Source organism: Flavobacterium helocola (assembly GCF_038289885.1).
Lineage (GTDB): Bacteria > Bacteroidota > Bacteroidia > Flavobacteriales > Flavobacteriaceae > Flavobacterium > Flavobacterium cheniae.
This window is the reverse complement of the sequence record NZ_JBBYHT010000002.1, coordinates 286,280-301,193: the sequence shown is the minus strand read 5'-3', so window position 1 is coordinate 301,193 and position 14,914 is coordinate 286,280. Positions and strand designations below refer to the sequence as shown.

Below are 14,914 nucleotides of genomic sequence, written 5' to 3'. Positions count from 1 at the left end.
GTGTGACTCCTCGTACCTCGGAGTGACAAAAATTGTGTTACTTATGTATTCCATTTCTGTCTCAATTCTTCACAGGCGGGTAATGGTAATCCCAGTCTGGGGTTTATTTCAGTTTGCAATCGATGTAATAGCGTTGTAACTTCTATCCCAGTCATAATAGTATGACTAAAAAGCATATCTAATACCCATAAATGTCCTCTGATCGTAACGGCTTTAGTTTTAGCAAAATTGCGTAAGTTTTTATCGGAAGTAATTAAATCGGCTTCTAATTTTTGAGCACAGAATACAGCAGAGCAATCTTCCATAGATAGTTGATTTTTTTCTTCTTTCAAGGTGGCAATTACAACTAATTCTTCTCCATTAAAACCTTCTACAATAAGTTGTTCTGACTCAATGTAAGGCAGAAGTATTTGTTGTTGTTCATCATCTAACTCGTCAAAAATAATATCTGTCGTATGAAAACTAAAAGGCAATTGAAAAAAGTGAAGCAAGATATCTAGCTTCACTAAATCAATTAAAATATTAGCATCATTAACAATTATTCTCATAACAACACAAATTCTTTTCTAAAATCAGCTAATTTCATGTTGGCTAAACTTGCCGCTTTGTTTAGTGATACTAAATCTTCTGCAGCAGCTCTGTATAATAATTGTTTGAAGCGAGTAGAACTTTCTCTTCCTTGAAATTTTCCTAAATCAATTTCTTTTTTTCGATTGGGATCTTCATTTACCCAACGTCTGAAATTAATATAACGTTCTTCTGAAATTACACCCAAATCTTTAGCTCTTGCCATAATAGCTTGAATAGAAATACCGTAGGTTTCTTTAATAGCTATTAATTCAGATAGACTTATTTTATTACGTTGTGCTCCTAATTCTAATAAAAAAGTTTCCTCGGGCATAAGCATAGCCCCTGCAAAACGATGACACAAACGTTCTTTTTCTTTTTCAACTAAATTAGAATCAAAACTTAATAACAAATGTCCAAGTTCATGTAAAGCAGTAAATCTTTTACGTTCTACTGGAAATTTAGAATTAATTACAATTACTGGAATATTACCAGTAGCCCATCCTGAGAAACCATCAAAATCTTCATCTGCATCAATTTCAATCACTTTAATTTCTTTATCTTCTAATAATTCAATAACATTAGGCAAAGCATTAATACCTATATTCCATTCGTTAATTAACTGGTTTACTGCTTGTTCTACAGCGTGACCATCAGCAATTAAACTATTTTTAATTGGGTTATTAAAATTAGATGCTAAATTTAAAAATTGCTCTACTTCAATATAACGAGTAATTATATCAGTAACTTCTTCTTTAATGCTATTAACTTTTTTAACACCCAATTTACTTTTCTTTCTAAATTCAATATTTTCTATAGAAATTGTAAACGGACGAAAAAAGTAATCTAATTTCACATTTAAAACTTTCGCTAATTGTAAAAGCACTTTACTATCGGGCATCATTTCTGCCTTTTCGTACTTTGAGATAGCATTATAGCTCACTAAACCATCTAATTTTTCAGATAGTTCACGCAACGATAAACCCGCTAATCCTCTAGCTGATTTTATTCTTTTAGCTACAATTTCTTTCATAATAAATTTATTTAGTTGTTGACAAAATTATAAAAAATAATTTATTTGTCAACCACAACTAATATAACTTTAACATTTATAACATATTAAAATTCTCTACTATCCTTTTTTGCAACTCATTCCCTTTCGCAAACTGCTCTTGTAAAGTAGTTTGTAAATTGACCATTTTGTCTTCAAACAAAACACCGTCGTCTTCTACTTCTTCGGTGCCTACATAAATACCTGGGGTCAATTTGTAGTCTTGCTTTTGTACTTCTTCTAAAGTGGCAGCGTAGCAGTAGCCGTCTATATTGCTGTAGGTTGTATCAGATGCTGAAACAAGTTCAGCATGACAATCGGGTTTATTGCGCCACGCATGGTAAGTTGCGGCTACTTTGTCTATGTCGGCATCGGTAAATACACGCAGTTTACGGCTTTCCATAGTACCCATTTTACTGGTGTCTATGAATAAGATTTCGTTTTTACGTTCGCGGTGTTGGCCGTATTTGCCGTCTCGGTTTTTACTTAATATAAAAATACAAGCGGGTATGCCCGTAGTTAAAAACAATTTATCGGGTAAACGCACAATACAATCAATCATACTGTTGTTTACCATAAACTCACGTACGTTTTTCTCGCCTTTGTTGTTGGAAGTCATGGCGCCATTTGCCATTACTACACTCGCGGTTCCTTTGTTGCTCAAATGGCTCCAAAAAGTTTGCATCCACATAAAGTTAGCATTGCCATCGGTAGTAAATTCTTCTTTGGGTCCAAACAAGCGTGGGTCGTTTTCAGGCAAATCTTCTGGGTGCCATTGGCTCACGTTAAAAGGCGGGTTTACAATAATGTAATCGGCTTCTAAATCAGGAAATTGGTCACTCAATAACGAGTCGCCCAAGCGTACATCAAAAGACAAATCACGTAAGGCTAAGTTCATTTTGCACAAACGCAACGTACCATCATAACGCTCTTGTCCGTAAATAGAAATCTTACGTTTGTCGCCACCGTGGCTTTCTAAAAACTTCAACGATTGCACAAACATACCCCCACTACCACAAGCCGCATCAAAGATTTTTCCTTCATAAGGTTCAATCATTTCTACCATCAAACGCACAATACTGCCTGGAGTAAAGAATTGTCCCGCACCAGAACCTTCTGCCAAAGCAAATTTGCCAATGTAGTATTCGTACACTCTCCCTAACACATCACTTTCAGGGTTTTCCTTTTGCGATAACTTAGGATTGGATAGTAAATTAATCAGTCCACCCACTTGGCGTGCCGTTAATTGGCTTTTTACAAAAATACGAGGTAAGATTCCTTTTAAATCAGGTCTAAATTTGGCTAAAGTAGCATCTAACACATCAAACGCATCATCTACAATCACTTTGATATTGTCTTGTTCGGCATTAGATTTTAAGTATTCCCAAGTAGCTTCTTGAGGAATGATATAGACATTTTTAGATAAATATTCATCCGCATCTTCCAACACATAGTTGATTTCTGCTTCGTCTGTCGTAAAATAATTGGAATTTTTGTCGTGTACTAAAGCCGTTAATTCTTCTCTACGCATCTCATATCGTTCCGACATGTGCTTTAAGAAAATCATTGGCAACACATAGTCTTTGTATTGATTTTCAGCTACTGCGCCACGCAATTCGTTGGCAGCTTTCCAAAGTTCTTGTTCAAAATTGATATCGGCTTTTACGGTAGTTTTACTCATAGTGGTTTTAAAAATCTTATAGTCCCAAACATAACGAAAAAAAAGGGCTTTTGCAACCCGTAAAACTACCTGATTTTCAAACCAGGTATAAATACGGGGGTATCCTCGGGAGCTAAAGTAAATATAGGGATTGAGATAAAAATGTGGAAAACCGTAAAACCCAAAAATAAAGTTAAGCACTGCGTACTTCCGCTTTTTGGTTGAGTTTTTGTAAATACGTCTCAGCATATTCAGGAGCTAACAATTCCGCCGCCAATGTAGGAGCAGAACCTATACAAGTCGTAAAAGCATCTTGCATCACCTGTTCCACTAAAAGTTGGTTCGAAGCTGTGGTTACAATACTATCATGAATCGTAAAAATCGGAACTTTTGGATGCAACTTTTGCATACGCTTTGCTACCACTTTCAAAATCACATGACTCTCAATTTGTTGCAACAAACGAGGCAAAAGAGTCGCATCTTCCTTCTTAATCATTTTCAATACACCATACAATTCTGGAAACAACTGCGCAAACAAACGCTTAGGTGCCGCGGGCTTTTGTCCGTAAAATTGATTTGGAGTAAACAACACTTGAAAAACTGCCGCTTTCACTTCTTTTCTATCTTGTATGGTGTAGCCCAATTGTTGCGAAAATGTTTCTTGTAAAGCTTCATAAAAACCACCTTTCAAAACACTTTCTTTGTACGTGTCAAAGCTTGTATTTATTAGGCTTGTGAGCATTTCTAATAACATAAAGTAAGAAACCTCTTTATGAATAGCTAAAGAATCTATAGTTAGAATAGAATCTAATAAAGAATCTGTAAAATAATCTTCTAAATTAGAATAATAAAAAGTTGAAGCTTTTTTATTTTTTTGACTTTTCTTTACCGTAACAGCGCCTTTCTTTTTAATTTTTGTACTACGCCAAAACTCCTTTTGCAACAACAAACAAATCAAATACGGCTGACTATTTTTTACATCAATCGAAACCAATCGTTCGCCATTAAAAGTCAAATAATGGCGCAACACACTTCGCATATTCGTCAATACACTATGAAAGCGTCCGTTCTCACTTATCGAACAAGAAAATTGTTGCTCTTGTAACTTCAACAAACTCAAATTCCCTTGCTGATACTGAAGCAAAGGATCTTTATAATGCAATTCATAACCACCCTTAGATCCATCCTCCTGAACCGCAAATGGGTTATAAACCGATTTACTATCTTGCAAATCAACATCACCCTTTTTCAACGCCAATTCTTCTTTCAAAAAAGCAGAAGCAGCCTCCATATCAATAGAAAGCCCTTTACAAAACCAGCGCTCCAAAAACTCAAAACCACGAATCGACTTCTGTTGTTTTCGATAATGAGCATGAAAATGTTTACTTAAAACATAATCCTTCACTTCATATGCACGTAAACTTCCTGTAGTAGGATACAAAATTTTATACCCTTTACATTTAAATCCCTTAAAATAACTCGAATCACAAGCCAATAACCCAGAAGACAAACCATAATTCAAATAACGCTTATAATTAGGATTAACTTCTTGAAGTGCAGTAGAAGAAAGCGGCACAAAACCATCAATTACATCAATATCTTTTCGATACTGAGGTATGGTAACAATAAGATGAATCAGATACACCAATTGATCTTTACAAAACCCCTTAAAAGGCGTGTTTTCACTCAAATGCCTATCCAAAGGCAAATCGGAAGGAATAAATAATTTCATTTTTCGTGGCGTTAAATTAAACAACTAATTACGTATCGGGGCAAATACCATTTCCACAAAAATAAAACCCAACTACCTGAAAACCAATTTAAGTTATCAACAAAAATACCTCCTTTTCAACAAGCCACTTCCCCACAAACTTGTCATCCCGACAACGGAGGGACCCCACTCAAAATTCACACAATCCACTCAACTCAATCCACTTCACTCAATCCACTCAACTCAACTCAATCCATTCAACTCAATCTTGTCATCCCGACATCGGAGGGAACCCACCAGCTCTTCACACAATCCACTTCACCACAACCCACTCAACACAATCCCTTCAACACAATCCCTACCCTCAATCTTGTCATCCCGACATCGGAGGGACCTCACTAGCTCTTAACACAACACAATCACCACAATCCCTCCACCACAATCTTATCACTCACCACAAACTTGTCATCCCGACAACGGAGGGACCCCACTCAAAATTCACACAATCCACTCAACTCAATCTTGTCATCCCGACAACGGAGGGAACCCACTAGCTCTTCACACAATCCACTCACCTCAATCCACTCACCACAATCTCATTCCCCACAATCCACTCACCTCAATCTTATCATCCCGACAACGGAGGGAACCCACTCGCTAATCACAAAAACCTATCATTCAAAAACTCAAAATTCGAATTAAACCCCCGAATCAAAGCAATCTTCTTCTCCCTTCTCCAACCCTTCAACTCCTTCTCCCTCGCAATAGCATCCTGAATCCAGGTAAACTTCTCATAAAAAACCAAATACCCCAATGGATACCTTCCCACAAAAGAAGACACATTATTAGCTTGAATAGAATCCAAATGTTGTTGCAATCGAATAGAAAGATTATTAGTAACACCTATGTAGAAAGTGGTGCGATGTTTATTAGTAAGAATATAAACATAATAGGTATGATAACCTTGATTTTGATTAAAATTTTGCATGGCGTATAAAATATAAAAACAAAAATAATAAATTTTCAAACAAGTGAGACACTTCCTCACGTCAGTGTGACAAAAAAAATCAATTCAACACACAACCCACTCTCACCAAAATCTTGTCATCCCGACATCGGAGGGAACCCACCAGTTCTTCACAAAACCCATTCACCACAATCCCACCCACAATCTTGCCATCCCGACAACGGAGGGAACCCACTCGAAACTCACACAATCCACTCACCACAATCCTCCCCCACAATCTTGTCACTCAACTCAATCTTGTCATCCCGACATCGGAGGGAACCCACCAGCTCTTCACACAAACCACTTCACCACAACTCACTCAACACAATCCCCTACCCACAATCTTGTTCCTCAACTCAATCTTGTCATCCCAACATCGGAGGGACCCCACCAGCTCTTCACACAAACCACTTCACCACAACTCACTCAACACAATCCCCTACCCACAATCTTGTCCCTCAACTCAATCTTGTCATCCCGACAACGGAGGGAACCCACTCGAAACTCACAAAACCCATTCACCACAATCACCCCAAAAAAAAACTCCCCACCATAAGGCAGGGAGAAAAACCATACATATTTTGAACACTCAGACGGTTTTATTAAATCAAGACAACCACAAACTACACCACCTCAACAATATTAAGCACGTTATACGCCCCATTATTCAAAGCATACTGCTGCCCATTCACCTCTTGAAAAAACTCAATCAACAACACCATAAACTCCAAACCAGTTCCCGTAGGCACACCACTTGGCGTTAAAGCAATCGTAGAAACCGTTCCATCAATTGGAAGATTAGAAACAGCACTATAGGCTATATCCGAAGCACCCGTTTCAAAATCCAAATTCACAAACCCACTTTGCAAACTAAAATGAGTAGCCCCCTCTGGAAAACGAATTTGCTCAGTCGGTTTCAAATCCGCAATAGTAATAACACCAGTAGCAGCATCCACCAAAAACGGACTAAAAAACACACTACGCATAGTAGCACGATTATTAAAATCAAAGCCCTTCAAATAAGCCTTACCAGTAGCGGTAGCCAAACCTTCCACCACATTACGTTCTCCCCTTGCCGAAACCAAGTCCTGATTCTTAATATCCGACATAACCTTCATCAAGCGACTCGACAATTTACTGTCTTTCGCCTTAAACACAAAGCTACTCACAGCATCACGCAACAGCTTTCCAGAGCTAGCACTTCGGCCAAACTCACTGCCATTTTCCCTTGTTCTTACAAACGCTGGGTCATTCATGATTCTGTTTTTGCTAACACCCCCTTTGGTGCGCACAAAGTACCCATCGGCACTCTTGTAGAAAGTCACATTATCCAATGTACCTTCAATCTTAAACAAACTACTGTTTCTTGCCATTTTTACACGGTTTTAAATTAAACATACACAAAGATAAACAACCCCTTAACCCCAGTAAAACCGATATTTCCGCTTGTTAATAAAAAGGATGAAAATTTCCGAATTTGCACTTTTTTACTACTATAAAATTGCTTATTTTAGCAGTGTATTCTTGAAATACAGCCGTAACTAATTCTAAACAAAAATTATGAAAAAAGCGAAATGAATTAGTAACAATTTTTAAATGCCATTTAGATGAAGCGTATTTGCATCAACACAACAGACGTGATGTTCATTACAGGAAAAAGCGAAAGACAATCGCGTAACATTATTAACGACATTAAAGACTATCTAGGAAAAGCCAAGCACCAAGTCGTAACAATCAAAGAATTTTGCGAATACTTAGGCCTAGAAGAAGAAGAAATCAAAAGCTACATCAAATAAAACCAAGATGATGTCTAGCTCCCTACAAGATACTTAGTAGATAAAGAGTACATAGTAGGAACAAACCCCATCAAAAAAAAGAGTCCGCAAATTGCGAACCAACTTTTTACACCCTAAAAACAAGGCATAAAAAAAACCGATTCATTTCTGAATCGGTTTTAGCCTGCGGAGAAAGAGGGATTCGAACCCCCGGACCTGTTACAGTCAACAGTTTTCAAGACTGCCGCATTCGACCACTCTGCCATTTCTCCAATAAGTCGTGCACTACTTCCGTATTGCGAGTGCAAATATAGAACGATTTTTTATTTCTGCAAACGTTTTCAAAAGAAAAAAGTAAAAAAAATACACTTTCCTCCTCACCCCTTTTCCAACCATTTGAATGTCAGTAAATAAATAAAACTAAAATTTATGAAAAATTTCAATTCAACCTCTTTCATTGCTCCCTTTGCGGTTAAAACTATTACAAGTGCAACGCCTCTGTGCAACTCTCTCAACACAATCCACTTCCAAAAAAACTCCTTGCAACTCTGTGTAAAACATTTTCATTAGCTTTCGACTTCGCTCAAGATGACAATCGAGTCAATATATTCAAAAGATTTCTAAGCATTTAGATTTTAAAGATTACTTAAATTTCTTAAATCTGTGTTCCAAAAAATCCGCCACCACCAGCGCTCCGCAAAGTAAACCCGTGCCATCCGCGTGCCAAACCAAGTGAAACGCTTCTGTGCAACTCACTCAACACAATCCACTTCCAAAAAAACTCAGTGCAGCTCTGTGTAAAAAAACTATGTTTCTATGTGGTATAAATCTAACGAATAGAACTTATCACTTGTACAAGAGATGCTTAACAGCATGACAAACTATGCGTGTAGTCTAATGTACTCTATTAAAAGTGAAACGCCTCTGTGCAACTCACTCAACACAATCTACATCAAAAAAAACTCTGTGCCTATGTGTTTAAAATCCGCCACCACCAGCGCTCCGCCTAGGCGGACCCGTTTAATCCGCGTACCAAATCAAGTGCAACGGCTCTGTGCTAATTCATGTTAAACATTTTTTCATTAGCCTTCGACTTCGCTCAGGGTGACAATCGTGTGATATAAATTTTTAAGATTATTACTATTTCTCCAATCTGTAATACTAAAACTTGAAACTCCATAAAGTGCAACGTCCGAAGCTTCGGACTCTGTGCAACTCCCTCAGCACAATCCACTTCCAAAAAAAACTCCGTGCAGCTCCGTGTAAAAAACTATGTTTCTATGTGGTTTAAACTTCTAATAAAGAAAATATCACTTGTTCAAGAGATGCTTAACAGCATGACAAACTAGTCGTGTAGTCTAATGTACTCTATTAAAAGTGAAACGCCTCTATGCAACTCACTCAAGACAATCCACTTCCAAAAAAACTCTGTACCTATGTGTTTAAAATCCGCCACCACCAGCGCTCCGCCTAGTCGGACCCGTGTCATCCGCGTGCTAAACCAAGTGCAACGCCTTTGCGAGAAAACTTTGCGTTCTTTGCGTTTAAATAAAATCAACATTAAAAAAATCCCCTACTTTTGTAAAAATAAAAAACAATGCAATCCAAACTCTACTGCCTTGAAGGGGTTCAAAACATAGAAGAAGAAAACCAAAGCATCATGCTACCTTCATTAGAAAAACTGGCAATACAATACGGAATCACCAATGTGTACCAAACCTGCGACAGCATAGAAGGTTTAGAAGAAAGCCTATCCACCCTACTCTACGAAGACCGAAACTTTCATGATTACGAAATCATCTACTTCGTATTTCAAGGAAGAGACAACAACATCATCATCGATAATTATTTGTACAGCCTAGAAGAAATTGCCGAGTTTTTTGAAGGGAAACTTACCAACAAACGCATCCATTTTGCCAATACCTTACAATTAGACCTAGATTCCGAAACCGCTCAATATTTCTTAGATGTCACGGGAGCCATTTCCATTTCAGGTTATCGCAACCCAGCACCAATACTAAGCACCATTATCGACAATCCGTTCTTTGCTTTGTGCCAAGAATATGATGACGTAACCGATATTGTAGAAGCATTATTCGAAAAACACTACACCTTAGCTAAAGCGATGGGTTTTACTTTGTATTACTAATTTTAGTACATTTGTGTATATCATACGCATAATTAAATGAATATAAATCAAAATATAAAAGTAGCAGTTGATGCCATTGTTTTTGGATACAGTGAAAACCAATTAAATGTGTTACTCATCAAACAAAAATACGGCGTTTTAAAAAACAAGTGGGCACTAGTTGGAGGTTTTGTAAAAGACAACGAAACTTTATTCGAAGCTGTCAACAGAGAACTTCAAGAAGAGACAGGTATTACTGTAAATTATTTAGAACAACTCTTCACTTTTGGCGATGATATTCAAAGAGATCCTAGAGGAAGAGTAATTTCCGTAGCCTACTTTGCGTTGGTTAATTCAACTAAATTTAATGTAAGAGCAGATAGTGATGCCGAAGAAGCACAATGGTTTTCTATTGCTGCACTTCCCGATTTGGCTTTTGACCATAAACTAATTTTAGAAACCGCTTTAAAAAGATTGCAAAACAAACTCACCTACCAACCCATAGGTTTTGATTTATTACCAAAAGAGTTTTTATTCTCCGACTTAGAGAATTTATATTGCACACTATTAAACAAAGAAATAGACCGAAGAAACTTCAGAAAAAAAATATTAAGCTTCGGAATTATTGAAGAAACCGATAAGTTTGGTTCGAAAAAAAATGGTAGACCAGCCAAACTTTTTAAATTCAAAAAATTGAAATACAATAAATTAACAAAAGAAGGCTTTGTATTCGATATTTATTTTGCGTAAATTTTACACTAAATATTTTGTAGTTAATTTTAAACCTATTAACTTTGCGTAGAATTTACACAAACAATCAAATTATGATACTTAATTTAGACCCTAATTTCAAACCTGTAGCAGGAGAAGAAATTCAATTTCAAAGCTTTACTTTTTCAGGTGGTGAACCTCATATTAAGATAGACCCAAATTGCAATAACCAAAAAGTTACAATAACGCATCGCTTAAATTCATTTAACGATTTAGGTTTGTTGTGTTTGGCTGTTGATGCACTCAGAAGAATGGATGCTAAAATCGAAAAACTAATCATTCCTTACTTCCCTTCTGCCAGACAAGACAGAGTTATGATAAGTGGTGAGCCTTTATCTGTAAAAGTTTACGCAGATATTATCAATAATTTGCAAATAGAAAAAGTAGTTGTTTTCGATCCTCACTCGGAAGTTACTCCAGCTTTGCTAAATAATTGTCAAGTAATTTCAAATCACAAATTTATTGAAAAAATAGTAGCAACTATTGGAAACGATGTTACATTAATTTCTCCAGATGGAGGTGCCTTAAAGAAAATCTATAAAGTATCTGAATTTTTAGGAGGCGTTGAAGTGGTGGAATGCAGCAAAAGTAGAGACGTAAAAACAGGGAAACTAACAGGATTTAAAGTTTACAACGATAATTTAGAAGGTAAAGATTGTTTAATTGTTGATGATATTTGTGACGGAGGCGGCACCTTTATTGGATTAGCAGCCGAATTAAAAAACAAAAATGCAGGAAAACTCTATTTAGCCGTTAGCCATGGTATATTCAGCAAAGGATTTGATAGTTTAAAATGTTTTGACAAAATATTCACTACCAATTCTTTCAAAGATTTTGATAACGAAGGCATCACTCAAATCAATTTACAAGATGGACTTTTATCTTAATCCCTCAAATTCTTACAATCGAATAGTTGAAGAATACAATAAGTATGGCACTTTAGTTGTGGCTTTCGATTTTGATGATACCGTATATGACTTTCATAAAAAAGGAAGAATATATTCCGACATGATTGACTTACTGCAAGAATTAAAAAGCATCAATTGCTATTTAATTTGTTGGACAGGACAAGAGGATGACACCCTCGTACAAAACTATTTAGTAGAAAATCAAATTCCATTCAATAGCATCAATGAAAATCCACCTTTTCATCAATCTAAAAGCAGAAAAGTATATGCAAATGTGTATTTAGACGATAGAGCGGGATTACAACAAGTATATTTAGATTTAAAAAAATTAATTCAAACTCAAAAACACCACTAATTATGAATCCTTTATTATTAACAGACGGATACAAAGTAGACCACAGAAGACAATATCCTAACGGAACAACACTTGTTTATTCCAATTGGACACCAAGAAAAAGTAGAATTGAAGGAGTTGATGAAGTGGTATTATTTGGATTACAATATTTCATAAAAAAATATATTTTAGAAGATTTTGAAAACTACTTTTTCAAGCAACCAAAAGAAAAAGTCGTAGCAGAATACAACCGAAGAATCAACAACTATTTAGGTGAAAATCAAGTAGGAACAAAACATATTGAAGCACTTCATGATTTGGGTTACATCCCAATGGTGATAAAAGCATTACCTGAAGGTGCTAGTGTACCCATAAGAGTTCCAATGTTTACAATGTATAATACATTACCCGAGTTCTTTTGGTTAACCAATTATTTCGAAACTCTTGTATCGGCAGTGATTTGGATGCCATGTACTTCTGCAACAATTGCCAAACAATATCGAATGGTTTTAGATAAATATGCAAATGAAACCTCATCAGTACCTGAATTTGTAGATTGGCAAGGACATGATTTCTCTATGCGAGGAATGGCAGGTATTGAAGCCAGTGTTATTTCTGCTTGTGGACATTTACTTAATTTTAGTGGAACTGATACTATTCCAGCTATTAATTTATTAGAAAACTATTACAACGCCAACTCAGACAATGAGTTAATCGGTGGTTCTGTAGCTGCAACAGAACACAGTGTAATGTGTATGGGAACTGCAGAAGATGAAATTGGTACCTTTAGAAGACTAATTTGTGATGTGTATCCAAAAGGTATTGTTTCTATTGTTTCTGATACTTGGGATTTATGGAAAGTACTAACCGAATACATGCCAAAACTTAAAAATGAAATCTTATCTCGAGAAGGAAAAGTGGTACTTAGACCTGATAGCGGTGATCCAGTAGATATTATTTGTGGAAATCCAAATGCTACTAGCGAAGTAGAAAGAAAAGGGGTAATTGAATTGTTGTGGGAAACTTTTGGTGGTACAATAAACAATAAAGGATTCAAAGAATTAGATGGACATATTGGAGCCATTTATGGAGATAGTATCACAGTAGCAAGAGCAGAACAAATTTGCGAAAGATTAAAAGAAAAAGGATTTGCTTCAACAAATGTTGTGTTAGGAATTGGTTCTTATACTTACCAATACAACACAAGAGATACTTTTGGTTTTGCCATGAAAGCAACCTATGGCGAAGTAAACGGAACAGGTCGCGCTATTTTCAAAGATCCAATTACCGATGATGGAACTAAAAAATCAGCAAAAGGTTTGATGAAAATCGTATTAGAGAATGACAAATACAAACTAATTGATGAAGTAAACTGGGATGAAGAAAACCAAGGCGAATTAAGAGAAATATTCAGAGATGGTAAATTAATAATAAACGATTCCCTATCCGATATTCGAAATAGAGTACGAAATTAAAAAAAAGACCTTCAAACTAAGTTGAAGGTCTTTCTTTATTAACTTCTAAACAAAACGTTCATAATATCATCATACGTTTTTAGCTCTTCGGGATGAACCCTCATTTTAAATACCACTTTTCCTGAACGGGCTTCCAAGTTCTTAAAATCTGAGGCACTAAAATACGCTAGTTTTCCATCTTCCGTCATTCCCCACAAAATATTTTGACTTTCTGGATTAAAATGAACCGTTTTCTTATAACGATACAAAGCGTTCACTCCTAATTCTACCAAAACAACTTGCTTCAATACTATTGGATTTCCATTATCATCTACAAAAGAAGCTTCCACTTTAGCACCCTTTGGATAAACATGTGGCCAATCTAAATTGACTAATCCAAACTGATTCACTTGTAAAGTCCTCATTATTTTACTGGAACCCTTCATTTCTTCAATTTCTTTTCTAGCAAAAAACACATTATATTCTTTACATTTTTGATTGTAATTCGACCATGCAGCATCAATACTTTTTCTTAAGGATTGAATTCTAGACAACAAACTGGCATATTTTTTTCTATAGTCATTTAATGCTTTTGAATACGCAACTTTATCTTTAAAAGTCAAATAACAAAGACATGTTGTTTTAATGGTATCAGTTAATTTACCCCAAGGAACAAAGGTTACTTCATAAGTACCATTTTTTAAATCTTTAACTAATATATCTTTAGAATCAAAACCACATTTCTTTCCATCAACGGGCTCAAACCATACGTCTTTATATTCTTTTAATTTGTCATTTTCATTTAACTTGTCAAAAACTTGAAACGAAAACTTTCCAGCAATTCTAGGTGCTTCAGGCGCTTCAGGCAATTGTTCTAATTCTTTTTCTTTTGTAGTTGTTTTAACCACATCTTTACCTAACTCCTTCCAAGTATTGCTTTCCGAATCAAAATCATAACGATTGAATTTGGTATCATTAGAATAACTAACAACACCCACTTGAATTTTATTGTCTGGATTCACATTTACAGCTTTCCCTTTGTTGGATGCATTCATTTCAAACATTCCAGCCGACTCAAACACCATCTCTTCGCCAGTATCATTAACAAAGGTCATAGGAATACCCGCAAGATAAATCTCCAAAGGATTAGAAAACATCCTAAATTTTAAATCAACAGGAGTTGAAACAACATTCCCTTTTTCATCTAAAAAAGCATCTTTAGGTATCGAAATCACCGAACCTGATTTATGATAAATCACCGTATCCTTTGTGGGTGAAATTTGAAATTCATCTGCCACAATATTGGCTTCTGGAATTGGTGGAACTAATCGTTCTTCAGTAGCAGCTTGAGGTTTAGCTGTTTCTTCCTTTTCTTTACAAGAAAACAAACTCATTGAAAACAATACAATGAGTAAAAAATAACGGTTTTTCATAATAATAAGATTTGGTTAATAGTAAAACGTTAATAAATTACAATTAGTGCATAACATTTTTAAAATTAAAAGATTACAAATTGAAATCCGTACGTATTTCCGTATCAAACAAA

At 35.8% G+C, this 14,914-nt stretch carries 13 protein-coding genes and 1 tRNA gene; 6 read left to right on the top strand and 8 right to left on the bottom strand.

The genetic code is table 11. The features are described from left to right. Window positions 1-41: 41 nt before the first annotated feature. The 6 genes from AAEO58_RS06430 to AAEO58_RS06405 form a co-directional block, all read right to left on the bottom strand. Window positions 42-548, bottom strand: coding sequence for a PIN domain-containing protein (locus AAEO58_RS06430; RefSeq protein WP_341682712.1), 507 nt, complete (start codon window positions 546-548; stop codon window positions 42-44). Next, entirely contained in the window at window positions 545-1,600 is a 1,056-nt protein-coding gene (locus AAEO58_RS06425) for an ImmA/IrrE family metallo-endopeptidase (RefSeq protein ID WP_341682711.1), read from the bottom strand. The genes AAEO58_RS06430 and AAEO58_RS06425 overlap by 4 nt, the downstream gene beginning before the upstream one ends. A 76-nt stretch (window positions 1,601-1,676) precedes the next feature. Next, complete coding sequence (locus AAEO58_RS06420) at window positions 1,677-3,299, bottom strand: type I restriction-modification system subunit M (protein ID WP_341682710.1); 1,623 nt, start codon at window positions 3,297-3,299, stop codon at window positions 1,677-1,679. A 172-nt stretch (window positions 3,300-3,471) separates the two neighbouring features. Continuing rightward, window positions 3,472-5,010, bottom strand: a complete 1,539-nt coding sequence (locus AAEO58_RS06415; protein WP_341682709.1) for a hypothetical protein — start codon at window positions 5,008-5,010, stop codon at window positions 3,472-3,474. 640 nt (window positions 5,011-5,650) lie between these two features. Continuing rightward, window positions 5,651-5,977 carry a GIY-YIG nuclease family protein gene (locus AAEO58_RS06410; RefSeq protein WP_341682708.1) on the bottom strand — a complete coding sequence of 109 codons (327 nt, stop codon included), beginning with the start codon at window positions 5,975-5,977 and terminating at the stop codon, window positions 5,651-5,653. Window positions 5,978-6,621: 644 nt separating this feature from the next. Then, window positions 6,622-7,371, bottom strand: a complete 750-nt coding sequence (locus AAEO58_RS06405) for a hypothetical protein (RefSeq protein WP_341682707.1) — start codon at window positions 7,369-7,371, stop codon at window positions 6,622-6,624. 234 nt (window positions 7,372-7,605) lie between these two features. On the opposite strand from AAEO58_RS06405, the gene AAEO58_RS06400 reads away from it, so the two are divergent. Beyond that, window positions 7,606-7,794 carry a hypothetical protein gene (locus tag AAEO58_RS06400; protein WP_341682706.1) on the top strand — a complete coding sequence of 63 codons (189 nt, stop codon included), beginning with the start codon at window positions 7,606-7,608 and terminating at the stop codon, window positions 7,792-7,794. Between the two features lie 166 nt (window positions 7,795-7,960). Here the strand turns inward: AAEO58_RS06400 and AAEO58_RS06395 are convergent. Beyond that, a tRNA-Ser gene (locus AAEO58_RS06395) sits at window positions 7,961-8,045 on the bottom strand. Between the two features lie 1,325 nt (window positions 8,046-9,370). Between AAEO58_RS06395 and AAEO58_RS06390 the strand changes: the two genes are divergently transcribed. The 5 genes from AAEO58_RS06390 to AAEO58_RS06370 all read left to right on the top strand — a co-directional run bounded on the left by AAEO58_RS06390 (window position 9,371) and on the right by AAEO58_RS06370 (window position 13,389). Then, window positions 9,371-9,922 carry a DUF6642 family protein gene (locus AAEO58_RS06390; protein ID WP_341682705.1) on the top strand — a complete coding sequence of 184 codons (552 nt, stop codon included), beginning with the start codon at window positions 9,371-9,373 and terminating at the stop codon, window positions 9,920-9,922. 36 nt (window positions 9,923-9,958) lie between these two features. Further along, complete coding sequence (locus AAEO58_RS06385; RefSeq protein WP_341682704.1) at window positions 9,959-10,651, top strand: NUDIX hydrolase; 693 nt, start codon at window positions 9,959-9,961, stop codon at window positions 10,649-10,651. 74 nt (window positions 10,652-10,725) lie between these two features. Further along, a complete protein-coding gene (gene prs / locus AAEO58_RS06380) occupies window positions 10,726-11,559 on the top strand; it encodes a ribose-phosphate diphosphokinase (protein WP_341682703.1) in 834 nt (277 codons plus the stop codon). Further along, window positions 11,543-11,935 carry a hypothetical protein gene (locus tag AAEO58_RS06375; protein ID WP_341682702.1) on the top strand — a complete coding sequence of 131 codons (393 nt, stop codon included), beginning with the start codon at window positions 11,543-11,545 and terminating at the stop codon, window positions 11,933-11,935. Before prs ends, AAEO58_RS06375 begins: the two co-directional genes overlap by 17 nt. A gap of 2 nt (window positions 11,936-11,937) precedes the next feature. Beyond that, window positions 11,938-13,389, top strand: a complete 1,452-nt coding sequence (locus AAEO58_RS06370) for a nicotinate phosphoribosyltransferase (protein ID WP_341682701.1) — start codon at window positions 11,938-11,940, stop codon at window positions 13,387-13,389. A gap of 38 nt (window positions 13,390-13,427) precedes the next feature. On the opposite strand, the gene AAEO58_RS06365 is transcribed toward AAEO58_RS06370, so the two are convergent. Next, window positions 13,428-14,801: a hypothetical protein gene (locus tag AAEO58_RS06365; protein ID WP_341682700.1), complete on the bottom strand. Its 1,374-nt coding sequence runs from the start codon at window positions 14,799-14,801 to the stop codon at window positions 13,428-13,430. Window positions 14,802-14,914: the final 113 nt, after the last annotated feature.